Below are 16,798 nucleotides of genomic sequence, written 5' to 3'. Positions count from 1 at the left end.
TCGTGATTGATGTCGATTGAATCATGAACTGTCTTAATGTCGTGTTTTGATGCTTTAGTTAAGCAAAGTTTTGGCTTGGTTAAATTTATATGTCGATGCTAGCGAGTTAAAGACAGTTCCGTTAAAATGCTTCAAATTTCAGCAGTTCGTTAGAAGAAAATAAAAATATGAAATCCTTAATTACCTTAGGTAGTAAAACGTCACACGGTGGTGTGGTTTCAGAATGTGAACCTTCATTTGTGATTAATGGTATTGCGGTGCATTTAAATGGCATGAAACATTATTGCCCAAAATGCAATTCGACTGTGGCTGCGATCGCGGCAGATCAAAGTACAACGGTCAAGGGGCGTGGTGTTGTGGTTGCTGGAGATAAAACCACTTGTGGCGCAACCTTCTTACCTAATCAAACGATGGTCGGATCACAAAAATAATCTGCATACTGACTTTGGGGTCATCTAGATAAGCTTATTAAGTCCTGTTTAAATCGTATTGATCTCTTTATGATGGGTCACCATCAGTTGGTAGGATGAGTTTTACATGAAAAGCGCGATCCATTTTACCCATGCCAATGGTATTCCTGCCGCGAGTTATCGAAAGTTTTTATCTTACTTTGCACCGCAATTTGATGTGAAGGCGATTCCGCTGATTGGTATGGATGAGCGTTATCCGATCACCAAAGATTGGCGATATTTGGTCGATCAAGTCATAGCAGATATCGAGCACCAATTTCCAAAACAAAAAGTGATTGGGCTTGGGCATTCTTTTGGCTCTTTAGTAACCCTTATGGCGGCTTATAAATGTCCAGATTTATTTTCACAACTGATTATTATGGATCCACCTTTTGTAATTGGTCCTAAGTCCGCCATTTTTGAGGGTATGCAAAAATTAAAGCTCAAAGCTGTCGATAAAATTACCCCAGCGGCAATTACATTGAAGCGTAATGACCATTGGCCAAATTTGGATGAAGCCTATACGGCACTACGGAATAATCGTTTATTTAAAAGTTTTGATGCGCAGTGTTTTGAAGATTACTTTGCACAAGGCATTCAAACTGATGAAAAACGCGGTGGCGTGACCCTCAGCATTCCAAAAGCCGTGGAAGCGCAAATTTTCCGTACAGTACCTGCATGGTGGTGGCGTACTCCACGTAAAGCCCCTCAAATGCCTGTACACCTGATCACGGCTGATGGCAGCCATTTTTATAAACAAGGTTTGCCTGACGGAATGAAGAAAACCTATGGTATAGATTATAGTGTGGTTGAAGGTGGGCACATGTTTCCACTTGAGCAGCCGGAAGTAACCGCCCAATGTGTGCAAAAAATAATAAATTTACAGGCATAAAAAGGAGAGGGTGCAAATCTCCTTTTATACCTTGCTTATTTATTGGCAAATAAGGGTGATGGGCGGCTCATCGACTTGAGTATCAGCATTTAAATTAAAGTTGCTGCTACACATACCTTTGTTGGTTTGAACCTCAATGTTATAAGGTCTTGGCGTTAAACCGTATATTGTGACAAGGTGATTGCTGTTAATTGGATATTTACCCTGTTCAATATCTTTAAAATTAACAATACTTCCGCTTTCAAGTGGCTGCTGATTTTGATCAATAAATTTGAAAGTAAGGTTGAAACTTTCGGCATTACTCATTGGAAAATCAATGATATATCCACGTTGATTAATGGGCATAATAGAGCGAGAAGAGTGGGCAAAACTATCTTCAATGCTGATTTGGCTCTCATCAAAAAGCACATTGTTTTCGCTATAGCCATATAAGTTATAGCTGAAAATTTCGCCGTTTTTGTTGGTTTTGCCAATATAGGAACCATTACTGTAAATATCAACATTTGGCGTACCATCAACTCGAATAAGTGCAAAGCTATTCGAGATGTATTTACTCAAATCTAAGCGATTGCCCAGCCAAACAAGTGATCCCATATAATTAGCGCTGTAATATTTTTGATCATCTGTTTGCAAATACTGCAGATTTAAGTCCCCAGAGTTAGTCTTTAATGTTGTGGATAGATTGCCTGAATAAACATCATGTGAGCGGCTTGCACCAATCGTATAGTCAAAACCAGTATTTTCGAAACTGTATTTATTAAATTGGAGGCTGGTTTCGTCATCATCATGCTGTGAGAGCGTGGCAGAATGTTTACTGTCATCAAAGTTATAGCTGAGCATCACATCAACACTAGCGCGGTCATTGTTCTCTGCATCATAAGACACACCAAAGCTGCCAAATAACCTTTTTGCAAAAGATTGGCTGGTTCTTAAATTAAAAATCCGCTGATCTTGTTGTGCCGTGTCTTCTCTATATTTTCTTTCAACATAGCTTAACGATAGATTATTAATGAAAGGAATTTGATTTTTAGATACATAAATTTGATTTTCTTGCTGAGGCAGATAATTGATTTTGTAATCATCTAAACCTAACATACGAAAGTCAGAACTGTAATATTGTGAGCGTAAGCCGACACTATAGTTTTGGGTATTACGCTTAAATTCGGTATTCACTGTATAGCCTTCTAAACCCAAATCATCTGCATGGCTATAGGCTGAATTGACTTCTAATAAACCTAATTTATGCAGGTATTGGCTCCACATCAGTCCAGCACTTTCCAGCTTTTTACTATAGTCTGCTGTTGCGCCTAAAGTAGTTGAGGGTGTTATACCTCTACGGATATAGCCACTGCCAAACCATTCACGATAATCATTGTCGTCATAAGCATAGTTATAGCGCAGTTTACCAGCGGAAAAATTATAATCTGTCAGTCGGGGACGCAGCAGCCGCTGGTCGACAAAAACTGAGATATTTTGCACTGTGGTATTGCCTAAAATATCTTTGACAATCACTTGTGCATCTCCCAAACCTGAAAAGCCAATATTGCTGTCTATATTGAACTGGCCTGGATTGACTTTGGCATTATAGGCTTGCGCGCCATTAATCATTAAATCGACAGTCGATTGTGTTAAGGCGCTGCCTTGAACGGATGGGGTATTCCAATAGGTAAAATTAGGCCGCCTGCTAAAATTGGTGCCAAAGCTCAAACCACCAAAATAGAAAGATTGGTTCAGCCCAGTGTAATTGCTGACATTATCACCGAGCTTTAAAGTTGTCATTTTTTCAGGGAATTCAAAACTTAAGGACGTATTTAATCGGCTGCTGTCCAGATCGTCGGCTTGCTGGTCATGATAGGTTTTGCGAAATAAATGACTGCTGTTGAACAGCATGTTTTTCCAAAAAAGGTTGAGATCTGTCGAAGCATTGAATTGCTTGGTGTAATCACCATCTTGGTAATACACATTGTAGTTAATAAACCCGCCTAAATTAGGCATGTCAGGTATAAAGCGCTGCTTTGTAGAGAGATTCTGCTTAAGCATATATTGCGCGGGAATATTTAGTTTAAATAACTGTTTCTGTGTATCAATTTCATTGCTGAAGCCGTTGCTTTCAACTAAACAATATTGAATATTATCTTGGTTTAACGAGCTTAATTGTGTTGTATCAACAAAGCCTTGCTGCAGAATGCTACATTCTATATAACGCTTTTGGTTAATGTTTAGAATAAAAGCTTCTTGCTGCAGGTCAACACCATTGATCCAAAGCCCTAAAATGGCGTTTTCTGCTGCAGGTGCATTTACAGCGGAAAGTTCTTTTCTTAAATCAGTTGCAGTGTCTACCACAAGTAGTTTTTCAACAACAGTCTGAGCTAAACCATGTTGAGAATAAAACGTACAGCAGATTAAAACGAGGGTGGACGGGAATTTGACAATATTACGTACTTTTTTCATTATTCTTGCTCTGCAATATCAAATTTCAACGGCTGATCATTTGAGGTTTGTAGAATAAGTTGAAGCCCTTTTTGCGGTTGGGTGGTAGGAATACTTAATTCTACTTGTTGTTGCGCAAGAATATATTTCATTTCATTGGATGTGAAAATGTGATTCCCTTTTGCATCTTGCAAGGTAAAACCAGTGATCTGGAAATGCCCAGTTCCTAAATTTTTGGCTTGAATAATTGGTTGGTTTTTTGAATCTTTTTTGAATTGAAATGACAAATCAGATTTAAAATTTTTACCTGCAAACAGCGGAATATTAAAACCATATGCATATTTAATACCCTTGGATTTCTGTGTATCCGGCAATGGTAAAACTTTAATGCGCCAAGCTTCTTCTTTTTCTAATTTCATTTCTGATATGGACTGTTGAAAGCCCATGCGAATTGTTTGTTTGCTATTTGGCTCAAGTACAAATGAAGCAGGGCTAATAATCAGCTGATTATCTGGTGTTAGTACATCATTGCCGTTTTCGTCCTGAGTCCATTTATATACATGTACTTCGTAATTTTGGGGAGTTTCATCCACAGAGGACTGTAGGTTGATGGTCGTTGTGCGCTGACGATTGTCCCCATTGATTTGCATTTTGACTGGATAAATTGCGACATTGGCATAAGCGGTTGCCGTCATCAGGCCAGCAATGCTGCTTATAAAGCACTGACGGATCAATGATAAGTGAGACATATGTTTTCCCCAAAACCATGTGGTATTTCAATTGCAGATAGACTGCAGTAAAGCTCATTTAAAAATAGAGTGAATCTTGAAGCGTAAAATTGAGGGTTTAAATAGGAAGTTTTACAAAATGACGCTGTGGCATGTATGTGGAGCTATGGATACATACATGCCTATGAGAAATCAGTAGCTAATTTCTACAGTGACAGCATCTGTATAAATGCCAGCAGTATAGTCTTCAAGCGTAATTGGTGATGCAGTTTTGGCAGATAAGTTGTATGTATCTGTTTTAGTGGAAGATGATGGTGTAATGCTGGCAGAAGCCCCTCCATTTACATTGACTGCAATTGGCCCGCCAGTTAGCGTAATATCGTAAGGGATTTTTAGGGTGGTATTAGAATTATTAACCACATTGGACTTGTTATTACCCGCTCTGTTTACAGATGAAGCTTGAATGGTGTAAGGAACATTACATTTTACATCAATGCTTTGATCTACCGCAGTTCCATTATGCGGTAAAGTTTTGGTGATAAGTGTACCCTGGTTGGAAAGTGAGCATGCAGTAGGTATTGTAAGCGTGTAATTTATAGTCACACTTTGACTAGCAGCGTGAACAGTGATAGCTCCTGAGCTTAGCAATAAAACGCTGGTCAATTTGAATAATGAATTCATAATTTAAAATCTCCAAATGAAATGTAATCACTTTTTATAGCGAGTAAAAAAATATGTATATTGAATGTCAAATATATGATTAAGTTTAAATTTGAATGGGTGCTTGAGAATCACTAAAATTAGGTATTTCAAGTGCAACTGAAAAGTTTGACCTATTCATTTAAATGACAACTCTTTCACCGCATTGAAGTGCAAAAGTTTATTTGTTTAAGGATATATAAAGAGCATGTTGTGATTAGTGAGTAATTTTTATTACTGATCTTAACTTTTAATGCTCAATTGCTGAAAATGTAATAGACGTTCGATAAATCCCAACTGGATATTTTGATAAGTCTCCAAATTGTGCTAAAGACATATCTACATACATTGTTGCTGCAGTTGTATTTGAAGCAGTACTGTAAGTATAAGTTTCCCTTACGACAGAAGAACTTTCCCCACGATTTAGCCAACTTGCTCCTACTCTAGCGTCAAATGGCAATTCTATATAAATATTAGGGTTGCCATCTAAAACCAAGGTGGGATCACTATTTTGCCCCCTAAGGCTTAAATTTGAAAATTCATGTTGTAGATAAATTCCATTTTTACAGTTTAAAAATTTTACTTCAGTACGTCCTGAATATTGGTTTAAATTTACGTATTGAGTGTTTGCTGAAATGTCACAGTTTGCAGCGTATGCAATATTCAGCGTAAATGTGAAACTAATAATTGCGCTTAAAAAAGCTAATTTTTTAAATTTGGACATGTGAAGTCAGCTTTTACTTAGTTCATATCAAGTAGAACTATGTGGCTGAAAAGCTGTGTTAGCTATACCTAAATTTAGGTATTTTGAAAAAAATTACTATACTTATCACGTACAATAATGTTTTTTAGAATTTTGAATAAATAGCTTTGGATGAGTTATTTTGAATCAATGATATAACTATATTTATGGTATTTAATCAGAAATGGGTCATTTGAAATTTAATCTGTGTGTTTATTAAGGAAGCGTTTATGAAAATATTATGGATATTTTATTATCTATAATACAACCTATATCACATAAAAATAATAATAGGTTAAATACTTCAATTTAATATATTTAATATACCCAATTCTAGGGATAGCACTGAAAAATTTGGAGATAAATACTTCGGAGCTTAAATGAAAGGTATAACAAAATGAACGTCGATTTTCCTTTACTCAAGCCAGTACTAGTATTAGAAGATGACCCAATACACCAGAGTAGAATTTGCAAAATTCTTGAATGCTTTGGATACAAAAACAATGAAATTTTTTTTTCACAGACTGTCGATTTTGCAAAAGAAATTTGCCGTACTAAGCCAGTTAAATTTATTTTAGTAGATTTAAACCTGCCTGATGGCAGCGGTATAGAATTTATTCAAAGCATTCGCGACAAAATAGCAAAAACTATACCTATTATGGTTTTATCTGCGTGGAATACATTGGATGTTATTTACCAAGCTTTACATGTAGGTGCAACAGGCTACGTTTTGAAAGAAAAAGATGATTTTGAATTAATGTTTGCTATAAGGACTATGTTAAAAGGCGGAGCAATTATTGATCCAGCAATAGCGAAAATAATTTTAAAAAATTTAAATTATGCTACGGATGTATCTTTTGATTTAAATGAGAATATTGATATTAAATTATCCGTAAGGGAAAAAGAGATATTAACTTGTGTTGCAAATGGTTTGAGTAACAGTGAAATTGGCACGGAACTTAATATTTCAAAATTTACTGTAGGTGTGCATGTAAAAAATATTTATCAAAAATTATCCGTAAATTCGAGAACTAAAGCAATTCACGCAGCCAAGAAAATTGGACTCATTCACTAAAGCTGCGGGAATATAAGAGATTATCGAATCTGGGCTTCGTCTAAATGGCGAGCACCTTCCAAAATCATGCGAATCATAATCATGGTTTGTTCGGCAACTTCTTTGCGTTGTTCTGTCGGTAGATCAATGACTTTTGCACCCATGTTAAACACCAATTGGGTAATACCACGTGCCACGATGTCAGGATGAGCCAACTTGCTCTGATTTAAACGTTCAAGCACGATTAAATCTTCTCTTAATTCTTGTTGGAAATAGTTAAGTTGACGCTCAACTGCATTTTTATAGGAATGCGAACCAGTGTAGCCTTCACGAAGCAACAGGCTTAAGTTGCCTTCATCGGCATCTAGCTGCTGAATAAATACTTCAACTGAACTACGAATAATACTGCTTTGGCGTGATGCCTGAAGGCGTGCTTCATGCAGAATTTGGCGTAATACACCACCAGCTCGATCAATCAACTCAATGGCTAATTCATCAATATCTTTGAAATGACGATAAAAGCTATTTGGAGCAATGCCAGCTTCACGTGCAACTTCACGTAAACTCAGTGATGAAATACTTTTTTGTGGACCAATTAAATTAAGCGCTGCCTGAAACAGTTCTTCCTTGGTAATCGTTGCTTTACGACCTACAGTGCGAACTGTAAGTGGGGTTTCAGCTTCAGAATGTAAATCTTCCTGGTACATGTTAACCATATTCGTCTGTGCAGACTGAGTCATATTTTTTAATAGATTAAAAACATTAACATATTATAGCGTCTGCTAATAGCTTTTGTGAAAATGTCGATTAAATGCACAAGCGTATATACAAATATATATACATGTGTATAATAATTAAAAACCTCCCATGAGTTGTATTTGATTATGCATGTACTCGAAAAAGCGAAAAAGCCTTTAAACGCACTTAAAGACAGTGTTGTAGACGTCAATGCGGTAAATTTCTGGTTGCAGAAATTTAATCCGTTATGGTCTGGTAATCAGGCACTCGGCAAAATTGTACAAAAAGAAAATGCAGCAAATGAGATGGTTAGCCTAACCATACAGGTGAATCGTTTATTTAAAATTGGCGAAGCTGGTCAGCATCATCCTGTTTTTGCTCGCGTAAATGGTATCCGTTACGAACGTACTTATAGTTTGACTCAGTTAGATGATCAACACGTATTACTTAGCGTAAAAAAAGTGAATACGGGTATTGTGAGTACTTGGCTTGTAGAACAAGCGCAAGTGGGCGATATCTTAGAATTTGGTCAGCCATTTGGTGATATGACTTTGGTGTCAAATTCTACACCGTTGCTACTACTGGCTGCGGGTAGTGGTATTACGCCAATGTTGAGTTTGTTGAAAGCGATGAGCAAAACCAAGCAAATTGCGGAGCAACCAATTCAGTTAATGTATTGGGTTAAGTATCACGATGATGCCGCATTCAAATTACGCTTCGAAGCTTTGGCAAATCAATATCCAAACTTTAAGTTTCAAATTTTCTTTACCCAAGAAGATGTTGCCGAGCCACGATTAAATGCCGCTCACGCTGCTCAAATTAACAATATTGAGCACAGTACTGTGTTTGCATGTGGTCCATCAGGTTTCGTTACTCAGGCCGAAGCGTTATTTGATCATGCACAGTGCTTTATGAGTGAAGCATTTAGCATGAGTCCAATCGCAACGGATGAGATTGGCTTTGTGAATGTCACGCTTACGCAATCCAATAAAACCATCAGTATTCCAAAAGGCCAATCGATTTTAGCCAGTCTTGAGCAGCAAAATATCAAACCTAATCACGGTTGCCGTATGGGCATTTGTAATAAATGTGCCTGCAATAAAGTGGAAGGTTCGACTAAAAATATGGTCAATGGTAGCCAAAATACAGAGCCGGGTAATTTACTCAAAATTTGTGTGAACTCAGCACAGTCAGATCTTGTTATTGATTTATAAGGTAGAAAAAATATGAACATGCCTGTAAAAATTGAATATTTTAAAAATCCTAAAAACCGTGAGTTAACCCAATCGCAATTAGACGAACTTGCGCGTGAGCTTGATGCGATTAAGCAAGAAGTTTTAGACGACTTAGGTGAAAAAGACGCGAAATACATTCGCCGAGTGTATTCGACAGTTCGTTATTCATCTATGGCAGGTCGTGCTTTATTGTTTGCAGGTTGGTTCCCACCAGCGTGGATTTTGGGCACAGGTCTTTTAGGTTTTGCCAAAATCATGGAAAACATGGAATTGGGTCATAATGTCATGCACGGTCAATATGACTGGATGAATGACCCTAAATTCAATGGTCAGACCTATGAATGGGATATCGTAGGGACAGCAGATAACTGGCGCCAAACACATAATTTTAAACATCATACCTATACCAACATTAAAGGCATGGATGATGATATTGGGTATGGTCTCGTTCGTTTGTTCCCAGAACAGCGTTGGAAGCCGGGCTATTTATTACAACCGATTTATAGCATTCCATTTTGCTTATTGTTCCAATGGGGTGTTGCCATTCAAAACCTTGAATTGGGTAAATACTTCAAAGGTCGCAAAACCAAACAGCAGACCAAAGAAGAATGGAAACCGATGCAAGCCAAAATCGGCAAGCAATTATTTAAAGACTATGTGTTCTTCCCGCTTATTGCAGGGCCTGCAGCATTGCCGGTGCTTACAGGGAACCTAGTGGCGAATGGACTTCGTAATATTTGGACGTTTAGTATTATTTTCTGTGGTCACTTTACCAAAGATGTTGAAGTTTTCCCGAAAAAAGTACTTGAAAATGAAAGCCGTGGACATTGGTACATGCGTCAAATTCGTGGGTCTTCAAACCTTACCGGTTCAGAAGCATTTCATATTTTGACAGGGCATTTAAGCCATCAGATCGAACACCATTTATACCCAGATGTTCCTGCACGTCGTTATCGTAAAATGGCACCAAAAGTACAGGTGGTATGTGAAAAATATGGTTTGAACTATAACAATGCAAGCTTAGTGAAACAGTACGGCAGTGTACTAAAACGTATTGTGAAATATGCGTTTCCATTTAAAAAGTAATAAAAGCTACGCTTGAGTTACTGGATCAAAAAAGCCATGCATTTGCATGGCTTTTTATATTAACTTTGGGGGAAATATTTACTTCACTTTTTAATATGTAATTTGAGGATCTTAATCAAATTCATATAATTTCCTTTTTTAGCCATACGAATGACCAATTCAATTTCTTCTTTCGTCCACATCTGGCGAGTGGCTGAGAAGGCAAATTGAGCAAGGAGAACAAATGGATTTTCGCCAAATTTAATATGGAGGCCTTTGACATATTTCGGTGGATTGAATTGATTCATATTCTTTTCCCGCTTTTAATATTTGACCGCATTATTTCTAATTAATGAGAAAAATAGCACACTATAAAGTCAAAATAAAAGCAGAATTTTCAAAATTTAATCATATATTAGAGCGACTTAAATTTAAGTTTGTGATTGTTAACTTTGATTAATAAACCAAACTAAATCACTCGACTTTAGTCGAGTTCAGGTAGGCGTTTATCCTGTCCATTCATGAAATGGTGGGTAGCCAATTCAAACATAGCGAGGTCTTCATCACTATTTCCATAGGCATAAACATGCTCATAGTCTTGAAGGTTAAATTGCTCCAAAACTCGAATTTTCTTTTGCTCACCACTACAGTCTAAGGTTTGATACAAACCAGTCAGTATTTGGTCATTGGCTGCTGTTTCGGTACAAATCAGTTTGACCCCGAGCTTTTCGGCCACAGGTTTAAGATATAAATCGACTGAGGCAGAAACCAATACGACTTCATGACCGCGTTTTTGGTGTTGCTGTAATTGTTCATACAGTGCAGGATTGAGTTCGGCCATCAAATGTTCAGCATATTTCGCTGCTTGATTTAAAACCTGCTCATGGTTGGCTTGGCTAAACATTGCGGCATATAGGCGAGGACGCATTGCATGTGCAGGATATAGCTTGAGATAATAGCCTTGAATCCAAGGGAGAATTTTAATCCCTTGGCGCACGATATGCCTTTTAGGCAGGGAATAGAAGATGAACCCTGTAAAACTGTCTTTATTACACAGGGTTCCGTCAAAATCGAATAAGGCTAGAGTTTTAGGTTTTTGATGCGGCGCATGCATGTTTGATAACGTCCATCGACTCGTGTGGCAAACCAATTGGTATTGTAATCACGGCTTAATTTCGGCCCAGAAATTACGACTTCAGGCATCATGGCATAAAACGGTTCTTTACTAGTCTTTTCTTGGTACAACTTTTTGACCGCTGTATACGTCAAAGTATCTTCGAAGTCCTGATCTTTTTCTTTTTTAAGATCTGAACGAATTTGACGTGGAGTGGCAATCACATTGTTTTCTGCAAAAACGGCAATTAACGCGGTTTCAGACTGGCTTTTTGCAGAACGTGGAGAACCATCTTTATTATAAAGTAAGAGGTCACCATCTAAGCCGAGCTCAGCAGGGGTTAAGACATTCAACATACTTTGGAATGCCGCATTACGACTCGAATAACGACCCGAGTTATAATCTGCAAAACGATAAATCGGTTTGTCATATTCAGCCGGATACATCATTAAACGGTGGATGCCATAATACAAACCGCCATATTGGCTATACATGTCTGTGCGTAGTGCCGCAATATTTCCACCTTGGCGTTTGTGGTCTTTGGCATAGCCTATATGGACTTGCATCGAACCCAAAGTGGTAATTGGGTTGAGCTTTTCACCAATATCTTGTCCAACCAGTTTCGCTGCGCCCGTCAAAGCACTCACGTGATAATGTTTAGACATATAGTCAAAAATTTCACGATACAGCTCGTCTAGTTCACGTTCAGTTTGAACACGGCGCATTTGGCTGAGATAGTTATCTTCTGGACTCGGTTGATTTTTTAACACATCTTGGAAATAGCCAGCGACTGTACCACCGATGCCATCACCCAATTTATCTTTAAACTTTTCTTCAAGACGATCTTGAACTTCTTTAACGGCTTTTTCACCGAGTCCCGGCACATGTGGGTCAGCAACAAAATTGGACTCTTGATCGACCACAGCAACAATCGTACAGACATTTTCTTTCGTGGTCGGAATACCGAGCTGATCACTAATGTCATAGATATCATTGGCCCATGAAAGACGTTCATTCACGCGAGGTGGAATGGCTTTTTTAATCTGTTCTGCTTCCATAGTGGGTTCATCTTTGCTCCACCATGAACCATTACCACAGGCAGCCAAGCCAATGGATAAAGCCAGTACAGAAAGGGATTTAAAGCATAATGTGGTCGAAAAAGTTTTGTTCATATTTTCCAATAAACTCAGCCATATGGGGGCGACAAAGCAGGAGCAGTATACTATGCAAAATACATAAGTAATGAATAAATATGTATATGCCTCATAGGGGACTGTCAATCTATTTATGGAGCTCTACGCGTGTAAAAACAAGCAGTTTGGTTAGGATGATTGGAAAAAGAATGCTTTTTGAGCTAAATAGATGAATATTCCAATATCATTTTCAACAGATTATAAAAAATGAAGGTATATACTAGTTGAAATCCATAATTTTTTAAGGGGATTATTATGCCAGCTAAATTTTTCAGTCGTTTCTTGGGTTTGATTGCGTTAGTTATGGTATTGGGGGCAATCGTTATAAACTTTGTTGTGGCTAAACCGTTGGTGGAATATTGGATCTTACTCTTACTACCTTGTTTTGCTGTTCCAATTTTAACTTCAGTGATGATCACGAAGGATGAAAATCTTTAAAATCATCGCTCAGTAAATCTATTTTTCAATCCAATAGATGATGAATACTCAGTCTGTGCAAAAAGCTCACATCGGGTGGGCTTTTTGTTGATGTGTATAAAGTCTTTTATACTGTGCAAATGAGAAATTTAAAACGCCAGCAAAAATTAACGGTATCAAACGTGATTTGGTCAACGGAACAAGATGCCGTGTTGATCGAACATGCAGATTTAGCTATGTCTGAATTAATCCAGCGCTTAGGATTTAGTGAAGAAGACATTTTACAAAGAAAAGAAGTATTGGGTTTAAACCGGCGGGCACGTCAAATTCAACGTTTATATTTTAAATAATTGAAGTCAAATTCATTGAAAGCTGCTAAAGACTTAAAATGTCTGTGAATTTAAAAACCCACAATCTGTGGGCTTTTAAATTTTTGCTCAATTATTTTGCAACAGCTTCAGAAGCAGGTGCCGCTTCAGTTGCGTCTTGAGCAACTTCAGTTGTTTGAGCTTCAGATGCAGCAGCTTCAACTTTTTGTTCTTCAGCAGCAAATGTAGTTGCAGCAGCAGCAGAGATAAGTGTAGCGAAAAGTACTTTGTTTAAAGTTTTCATGATTCAATCTTCAGTCTATTTTTTTGGAAAAAACAACTTAATGTATTAATCATGATAAAAGTGTAATTAAAATGGGTTGTTATGTGTCTATATTGTGAACATTTACGAAAAACTTATCAAAATAAATCAATAGTTTGAAATCTATCACAAAAATAATATGTGTCATTCAAATGTCGTTTAATATTTGAAAGGCTTTAAAAAGAAAAACCCGAATAAATCGGGAAGTGTATTTTACGTTGTTATTACAGCGAAACTTACACACTTTTCGCTTAATAACAATTTATCGCACAATTATGACACGATGATGAAAGGGAGATTATTCAGCAGAGCATTCAATTTTGAGTTTTTCTTTGTAATAGTCCTGTGCAATCTTCAAATCATTCAACATTTTATCTTGAGTATAGTCTTGGGCTGCGAGTTTGAGCATCGCAGGCATGTAGTTAGTTTTATATTCATGAGGATAGTCATGACATAAGACTTGGGTTTTTTCCTTGATCGATGTGCTTGGAGCATCTAAAACATCAAGGTATTGACTGATTTGCGCATCTGACTGCTCAAATTGTTGAGTCGCTTGTTCCGTTGTTAAATCAGCGTTTTGGCTTTCAGCTGCAGCCACCTCGTCATTCGGTTGTTGGCAGGCAGTCAGAAAAGTAGCGAAAAATATAAAAAAGAGAATTTTCAATTTTTTCATAAAGTTCAACTCACTCGTGTGAATTTATAGATTTAAGTTTTCAATGATTTTAGCAGTATCCCTGTATAGTAACACCTGTACAGGCAGATCTGCTGAAAGTCTGATGTTGAATCGATAGTGTGTTAACTAGATGGCTGATGAGTAAGTTTTAACGACTCTTAAGCAAAAGCGTAGAAATTTTTGTTTGGAATTACTAAACTATCGCATTGCAAATTTGCCGTCCAATTCCGAAGCTTCAAATTCCTCAATTCAATCGTTGAGCAATGTTGATGTTCATTGTCATCATTCAATTGCATAATCATTGCCATGTAACGTTTTTACGCTCAACAGATTTTGCGAACATACACTTGAATTTAGTATTGTTAAAAGTGGCTTCGACGATTTTGAATGCGGTTCGGGCATCATTTGCTAAATATAGCTAGAGGTTAAAACATTGAGTCAACATCCTGTCATTCAAGAATTATTCGATCGTCCCATCGAGAGAAAACTGTGGGTGGCACCTATGGCAGGGGTTACAGATCGCCCGTTTCGTACACTTTGCAAATATTTTGGCGCAGGTCATGCTGTCAGTGAAATGATGACGGCAGATAAGACGCTACGCATGAGTAAAAAGAGTCTTTATCGTGCCAATTTTGATGGTGAAATAGCGCCTATTTCTGCTCAAATTGCAGGGTCAGATCCAGCTGAACTGGCTGAAGCCGCTCGCTATCAAGTGGCAAATGGTGCGCAAATTGTCGACATTAATATGGGATGTCCGGCGAAGAAAGTCTGTAATAAGTTGGCAGGTTCTGCACTACTCAAAGATGAAGACTTAGTGGCTCGCATTTTAGATGCTGTGGTTGATGCAGTTGATGTACCCGTGACTTTAAAAACCCGCTTGGGCTATCTAAATGGTCATGAAAACATTATGCGCGTTGCGAAACGTGCTGAAGAAGCTGGCATTGCTGCATTGGCACTTCATGGTCGTACACGTGAAGATATGTATTGGAATACGGCGCGTTATAGCTTAATTAAAGATGTGAAATCGTTGATCAATATTCCTGTGATTGCCAATGGTGATATTGATACACCTGAAAAAGCCAAATATGTACTGGATTATACTGGTGCCGATGCAGTCATGATTGGCCGTGCAGCTCAAGGTCGCCCATGGATATTCCGTGAAATAGGACATTACCTGACGATGGGTGAGCATATGGCTGCACCAAGTATTATGGAAGTCCGTGACGTATTGCTCGGACATTTATCTGAATTATATGGTTTTTATGGTGAATATTCAGGTTGTCGAATTTCACGCAAACATATTGCTTGGTACACCAAGGGTTTACGCTCTAGTAATGAGTTCCGCCAAAATATGTATAAAGTTGAATCTACAGCAGATCAATATAAAGTCGTCGAGAACTATTTTAATCACTTACTTGATCATGGCCAGATCATGAGTGATGTTCAAGTTGATCAGGTCAACTTGCTTGAAACCAAATAATTTAAAGCCAAACGAAATGGATCTGTGCAATTCGATACAAAGTAGGCCGCTTTAAGTTAGTTAGATTGATTTGAAATATGTACATAATAAAAAGCCCTCAATGTTGAAGGGCTTTTTATTAGGCATTCATGTTTAAATGATGCGTTGAGCGATGTCTTAGTTAAAGCGCATTTCTAAAACCAATTGATTGATCAAGTCGGGTGCTTCCAATTCACGTATTTGAGAGACATTGGTTCCCGCCCAAAAAGCACCATATTCATGTACACCATGCTTGCTGGCAGCTGCATGTAATTGTTTGCCTAAATCATAGCTATATGGGTAAGCCGGAACGGTCGGGCGCGTTGGTGTGTCAATATCGGTGTGCCAGTTATTGATAATGCCACGTGCAGGACGACCTGAAATACTTGATGTAATCTGCGTGATGGGCGCATCAAATAATGCTTTGCGATAAGCCTCATTGGCATTTGAGCTTTTGCATTGCACAAAAGCAGTGCCCAATTGAACAGCATCTGCACCCAACTCCATAATTTGATAGGCTTGATGTCCATTCATAATGCCGCCAGCAGCAACAACGGGGCATTGAATATGGCGTTTCAAGAGCTGAACCAGATCACGAGTTTTAACGCTGCTATCAAAGTTTTCATTGAAAATACCGCGGTGACCACCAGCTTCAATACCTTGAGCAATCACGATATCAATACCTGCAGCTTCGATCAATTTGGCTTCTGCTAGATTGGTTGCAGAAACAAGGGTCAAAATACCCGCTTGTTTTAAGGCTTGGATTTGATGTGGGTGCGGAATACCAAAATGAAAGCTTACCGCTTTAGGGCGCGTTTCCAGTACGAGGTTTAGAAACTGGTCATTGTCTTTAAAGCTTGGATAAATACAGTTGAGTGCTTCTGGAGCTTCTGCATTATATTGAGTAAAGCGTGATTTAAATTGCATGATCCATTGGGCAGCAACTTGTTCATCGAGTTCTACAGTGTCATGACAAAAGAAATTGACCTGAAAGGGTTGGTCGGTAAGTTCTTGAGTTTGTAATATTTGCTGACGTGCATTCTCAACACTGCTTGCACCTAAACCCAGTGAACCAAGTCCACCTTGATTTGACACTTCTGCAGCAAGCTCAGGTGTAGAAACACCTGCCATCGGGGCAAGAAATATAGGGTGTTTGATGCCAAGTTTTTCTAATAAAGTCATGTGCATACTCCAATCACTCTAATTACTTTGCCCAAGCGAGTGAAATTAAGCAAATAATA

19 protein-coding genes are annotated in these 16,798 nt (G+C 38.0%); 8 read left to right on the top strand and 11 right to left on the bottom strand.

Translation table 11 applies throughout. From position 1 onward, the window contains the following. Window positions 1-167 precede the first annotated feature (167 nt). Window positions 168-431: a PAAR domain-containing protein gene (locus tag B1202_RS01725; RefSeq protein WP_078188817.1), complete on the top strand. Its 264-nt coding sequence runs from the start codon at window positions 168-170 to the stop codon at window positions 429-431. 106 nt (window positions 432-537) lie between these two features. After that, window positions 538-1,341, top strand: coding sequence for an alpha/beta fold hydrolase (locus B1202_RS01720; RefSeq protein ID WP_078188815.1), 804 nt, complete (start codon window positions 538-540; stop codon window positions 1,339-1,341). Between the two features lie 39 nt (window positions 1,342-1,380). On the opposite strand, the gene B1202_RS01715 is transcribed toward B1202_RS01720, so the two are convergent. From B1202_RS01715 to B1202_RS01700, 4 genes are all read right to left on the bottom strand, one after another. Then, the gene (locus tag B1202_RS01715; RefSeq protein ID WP_078188814.1) at window positions 1,381-3,792 is read right to left on the bottom strand and encodes a fimbria/pilus outer membrane usher protein; all 2,412 of its coding nucleotides are present in this window, start codon (window positions 3,790-3,792) and stop codon (window positions 1,381-1,383) included. Then, on the bottom strand, window positions 3,792-4,520 hold the full coding sequence (locus B1202_RS01710) for a molecular chaperone (protein ID WP_078188812.1): 729 nt from the start codon (window positions 4,518-4,520) through the stop codon (window positions 3,792-3,794). Before B1202_RS01710 ends, B1202_RS01715 begins: the two co-directional genes overlap by 1 nt. 171 nt (window positions 4,521-4,691) lie before the next feature. After that, the gene (locus tag B1202_RS01705) at window positions 4,692-5,180 is read right to left on the bottom strand and encodes a spore coat protein U domain-containing protein (RefSeq protein WP_078188810.1); all 489 of its coding nucleotides are present in this window, start codon (window positions 5,178-5,180) and stop codon (window positions 4,692-4,694) included. A 268-nt stretch (window positions 5,181-5,448) separates the two neighbouring features. Continuing rightward, window positions 5,449-5,922, bottom strand: coding sequence for a hypothetical protein (locus B1202_RS01700; protein ID WP_078188808.1), 474 nt, complete (start codon window positions 5,920-5,922; stop codon window positions 5,449-5,451). Window positions 5,923-6,337: 415 nt separating this feature from the next. Between B1202_RS01700 and B1202_RS01695 the strand changes: the two genes are divergently transcribed. Further along, window positions 6,338-7,015, top strand: a complete 678-nt coding sequence (locus B1202_RS01695) for a response regulator transcription factor (RefSeq protein ID WP_078188806.1) — start codon at window positions 6,338-6,340, stop codon at window positions 7,013-7,015. Between the two features lie 20 nt (window positions 7,016-7,035). Here B1202_RS01695 and fabR read toward each other — a convergent pair whose 3' ends face one another. Next, a complete protein-coding gene (gene fabR / locus B1202_RS01690; RefSeq protein WP_078188804.1) occupies window positions 7,036-7,734 on the bottom strand; it encodes an HTH-type transcriptional repressor FabR in 699 nt (232 codons plus the stop codon). A 144-nt stretch (window positions 7,735-7,878) separates the two neighbouring features. Between fabR and B1202_RS01685 the strand changes: the two genes are divergently transcribed. Next, a complete protein-coding gene (locus B1202_RS01685) occupies window positions 7,879-8,946 on the top strand; it encodes a ferredoxin reductase (RefSeq protein WP_078188802.1) in 1,068 nt (355 codons plus the stop codon). 12 nt (window positions 8,947-8,958) lie between these two features. After that, window positions 8,959-10,053: a fatty acid desaturase family protein gene (locus B1202_RS01680; RefSeq protein ID WP_078188801.1), complete on the top strand. Its 1,095-nt coding sequence runs from the start codon at window positions 8,959-8,961 to the stop codon at window positions 10,051-10,053. Window positions 10,054-10,136: 83 nt separating this feature from the next. On the opposite strand, the gene B1202_RS01675 is transcribed toward B1202_RS01680, so the two are convergent. From B1202_RS01675 to B1202_RS01665, 3 genes are all read right to left on the bottom strand, one after another. Further along, a complete protein-coding gene (locus tag B1202_RS01675) occupies window positions 10,137-10,340 on the bottom strand; it encodes a hypothetical protein (protein ID WP_078188800.1) in 204 nt (67 codons plus the stop codon). Between the two features lie 176 nt (window positions 10,341-10,516). Further along, window positions 10,517-11,146, bottom strand: coding sequence for an HAD-IB family hydrolase (locus B1202_RS01670; RefSeq protein ID WP_078188798.1), 630 nt, complete (start codon window positions 11,144-11,146; stop codon window positions 10,517-10,519). Further along, a complete protein-coding gene (locus B1202_RS01665) occupies window positions 11,113-12,318 on the bottom strand; it encodes a DUF1615 family protein (RefSeq protein ID WP_078188797.1) in 1,206 nt (401 codons plus the stop codon). The genes B1202_RS01670 and B1202_RS01665 overlap by 34 nt, the downstream gene beginning before the upstream one ends. Before the next feature lie 276 nt (window positions 12,319-12,594). Here B1202_RS01665 and B1202_RS01660 point away from each other — a divergent pair, with 276 nt between their 5' ends. Together B1202_RS01660 and B1202_RS01655 are read left to right on the top strand one after the other, a co-directional pair. Further along, window positions 12,595-12,777, top strand: coding sequence for a hypothetical protein (locus tag B1202_RS01660; protein WP_078188796.1), 183 nt, complete (start codon window positions 12,595-12,597; stop codon window positions 12,775-12,777). A 119-nt stretch (window positions 12,778-12,896) separates the two neighbouring features. Beyond that, window positions 12,897-13,106, top strand: a complete 210-nt coding sequence (locus tag B1202_RS01655) for a hypothetical protein (protein ID WP_078188794.1) — start codon at window positions 12,897-12,899, stop codon at window positions 13,104-13,106. Window positions 13,107-13,197: 91 nt separating this feature from the next. Here the strand turns inward: B1202_RS01655 and B1202_RS16410 are convergent, their stop codons facing one another. Together B1202_RS16410 and B1202_RS01650 are read right to left on the bottom strand one after the other, a co-directional pair. Then, the gene (locus B1202_RS16410) at window positions 13,198-13,368 is read right to left on the bottom strand and encodes a hypothetical protein (protein ID WP_171262568.1); all 171 of its coding nucleotides are present in this window, start codon (window positions 13,366-13,368) and stop codon (window positions 13,198-13,200) included. Window positions 13,369-13,684: 316 nt separating this feature from the next. Continuing rightward, window positions 13,685-14,059 (bottom strand): hypothetical protein, encoded by a 375-nt coding sequence (locus tag B1202_RS01650; protein ID WP_228145118.1) that lies wholly within the window; start codon window positions 14,057-14,059, stop codon window positions 13,685-13,687. A 475-nt stretch (window positions 14,060-14,534) separates the two neighbouring features. Between B1202_RS01650 and dusB the strand changes: the two genes are divergently transcribed. Then, complete coding sequence (gene dusB / locus B1202_RS01645) at window positions 14,535-15,539, top strand: tRNA dihydrouridine synthase DusB (protein WP_265733742.1); 1,005 nt, start codon at window positions 14,535-14,537, stop codon at window positions 15,537-15,539. 156 nt (window positions 15,540-15,695) lie between these two features. On the opposite strand, the gene B1202_RS01640 is transcribed toward dusB, so the two are convergent. Further along, window positions 15,696-16,739, bottom strand: a complete 1,044-nt coding sequence (locus B1202_RS01640; protein ID WP_078188790.1) for an NAD(P)H-dependent flavin oxidoreductase — start codon at window positions 16,737-16,739, stop codon at window positions 15,696-15,698. Window positions 16,740-16,798 lie beyond the last annotated feature (59 nt).

It is taken from the genome of Acinetobacter amyesii (assembly GCF_002018365.1).
GTDB lineage: Bacteria > Pseudomonadota > Gammaproteobacteria > Pseudomonadales > Moraxellaceae > Acinetobacter > Acinetobacter amyesii.
This window is presented reverse-complemented; position numbering and strand designations above follow the sequence as displayed.

Excerpts from the sequence above, each read along its gene's own strand:
- fabR (WP_078188804.1), bottom strand. The coding sequence starts at position 7,734 with ATGACTCAGTCTGCACAGACGAATATGGTTAACATGTACCAGGAAGAT.
- B1202_RS01715 (WP_078188814.1), bottom strand. The coding sequence starts at position 3,792 with ATGAAAAAAGTACGTAATATTGTCAAATTCCCGTCCACCCTCGTTTTA.
- B1202_RS01705 (WP_078188810.1), bottom strand. The coding sequence starts at position 5,180 with ATGAATTCATTATTCAAATTGACCAGCGTTTTATTGCTAAGCTCAGGA.
- B1202_RS01700 (WP_078188808.1), bottom strand. The coding sequence starts at position 5,922 with ATGTCCAAATTTAAAAAATTAGCTTTTTTAAGCGCAATTATTAGTTTC.
- B1202_RS01720 (WP_078188815.1), top strand. The coding sequence starts at position 538 with ATGAAAAGCGCGATCCATTTTACCCATGCCAATGGTATTCCTGCCGCG.
- B1202_RS01670 (WP_078188798.1), bottom strand. The coding sequence starts at position 11,146 with ATGCATGCGCCGCATCAAAAACCTAAAACTCTAGCCTTATTCGATTTT.
- B1202_RS16410 (WP_171262568.1), bottom strand. The coding sequence starts at position 13,368 with ATGAAAACTTTAAACAAAGTACTTTTCGCTACACTTATCTCTGCTGCT.
- B1202_RS01680 (WP_078188801.1), top strand. The coding sequence starts at position 8,959 with ATGAACATGCCTGTAAAAATTGAATATTTTAAAAATCCTAAAAACCGT.
- B1202_RS01685 (WP_078188802.1), top strand. The coding sequence starts at position 7,879 with ATGCATGTACTCGAAAAAGCGAAAAAGCCTTTAAACGCACTTAAAGAC.
- B1202_RS01675 (WP_078188800.1), bottom strand. The coding sequence starts at position 10,340 with ATGAATCAATTCAATCCACCGAAATATGTCAAAGGCCTCCATATTAAA.
- B1202_RS01655 (WP_078188794.1), top strand. The coding sequence starts at position 12,897 with ATGAGAAATTTAAAACGCCAGCAAAAATTAACGGTATCAAACGTGATT.
- B1202_RS01650 (WP_228145118.1), bottom strand. The coding sequence starts at position 14,059 with ATGAAAAAATTGAAAATTCTCTTTTTTATATTTTTCGCTACTTTTCTG.
- B1202_RS01710 (WP_078188812.1), bottom strand. The coding sequence starts at position 4,520 with ATGTCTCACTTATCATTGATCCGTCAGTGCTTTATAAGCAGCATTGCT.
- B1202_RS01695 (WP_078188806.1), top strand. The coding sequence starts at position 6,338 with ATGAACGTCGATTTTCCTTTACTCAAGCCAGTACTAGTATTAGAAGAT.
- B1202_RS01725 (WP_078188817.1), top strand. The coding sequence starts at position 168 with ATGAAATCCTTAATTACCTTAGGTAGTAAAACGTCACACGGTGGTGTG.
- B1202_RS01660 (WP_078188796.1), top strand. The coding sequence starts at position 12,595 with ATGCCAGCTAAATTTTTCAGTCGTTTCTTGGGTTTGATTGCGTTAGTT.
- B1202_RS01665 (WP_078188797.1), bottom strand. The coding sequence starts at position 12,318 with ATGAACAAAACTTTTTCGACCACATTATGCTTTAAATCCCTTTCTGTA.
- B1202_RS01640 (WP_078188790.1), bottom strand. The coding sequence starts at position 16,739 with ATGACTTTATTAGAAAAACTTGGCATCAAACACCCTATATTTCTTGCC.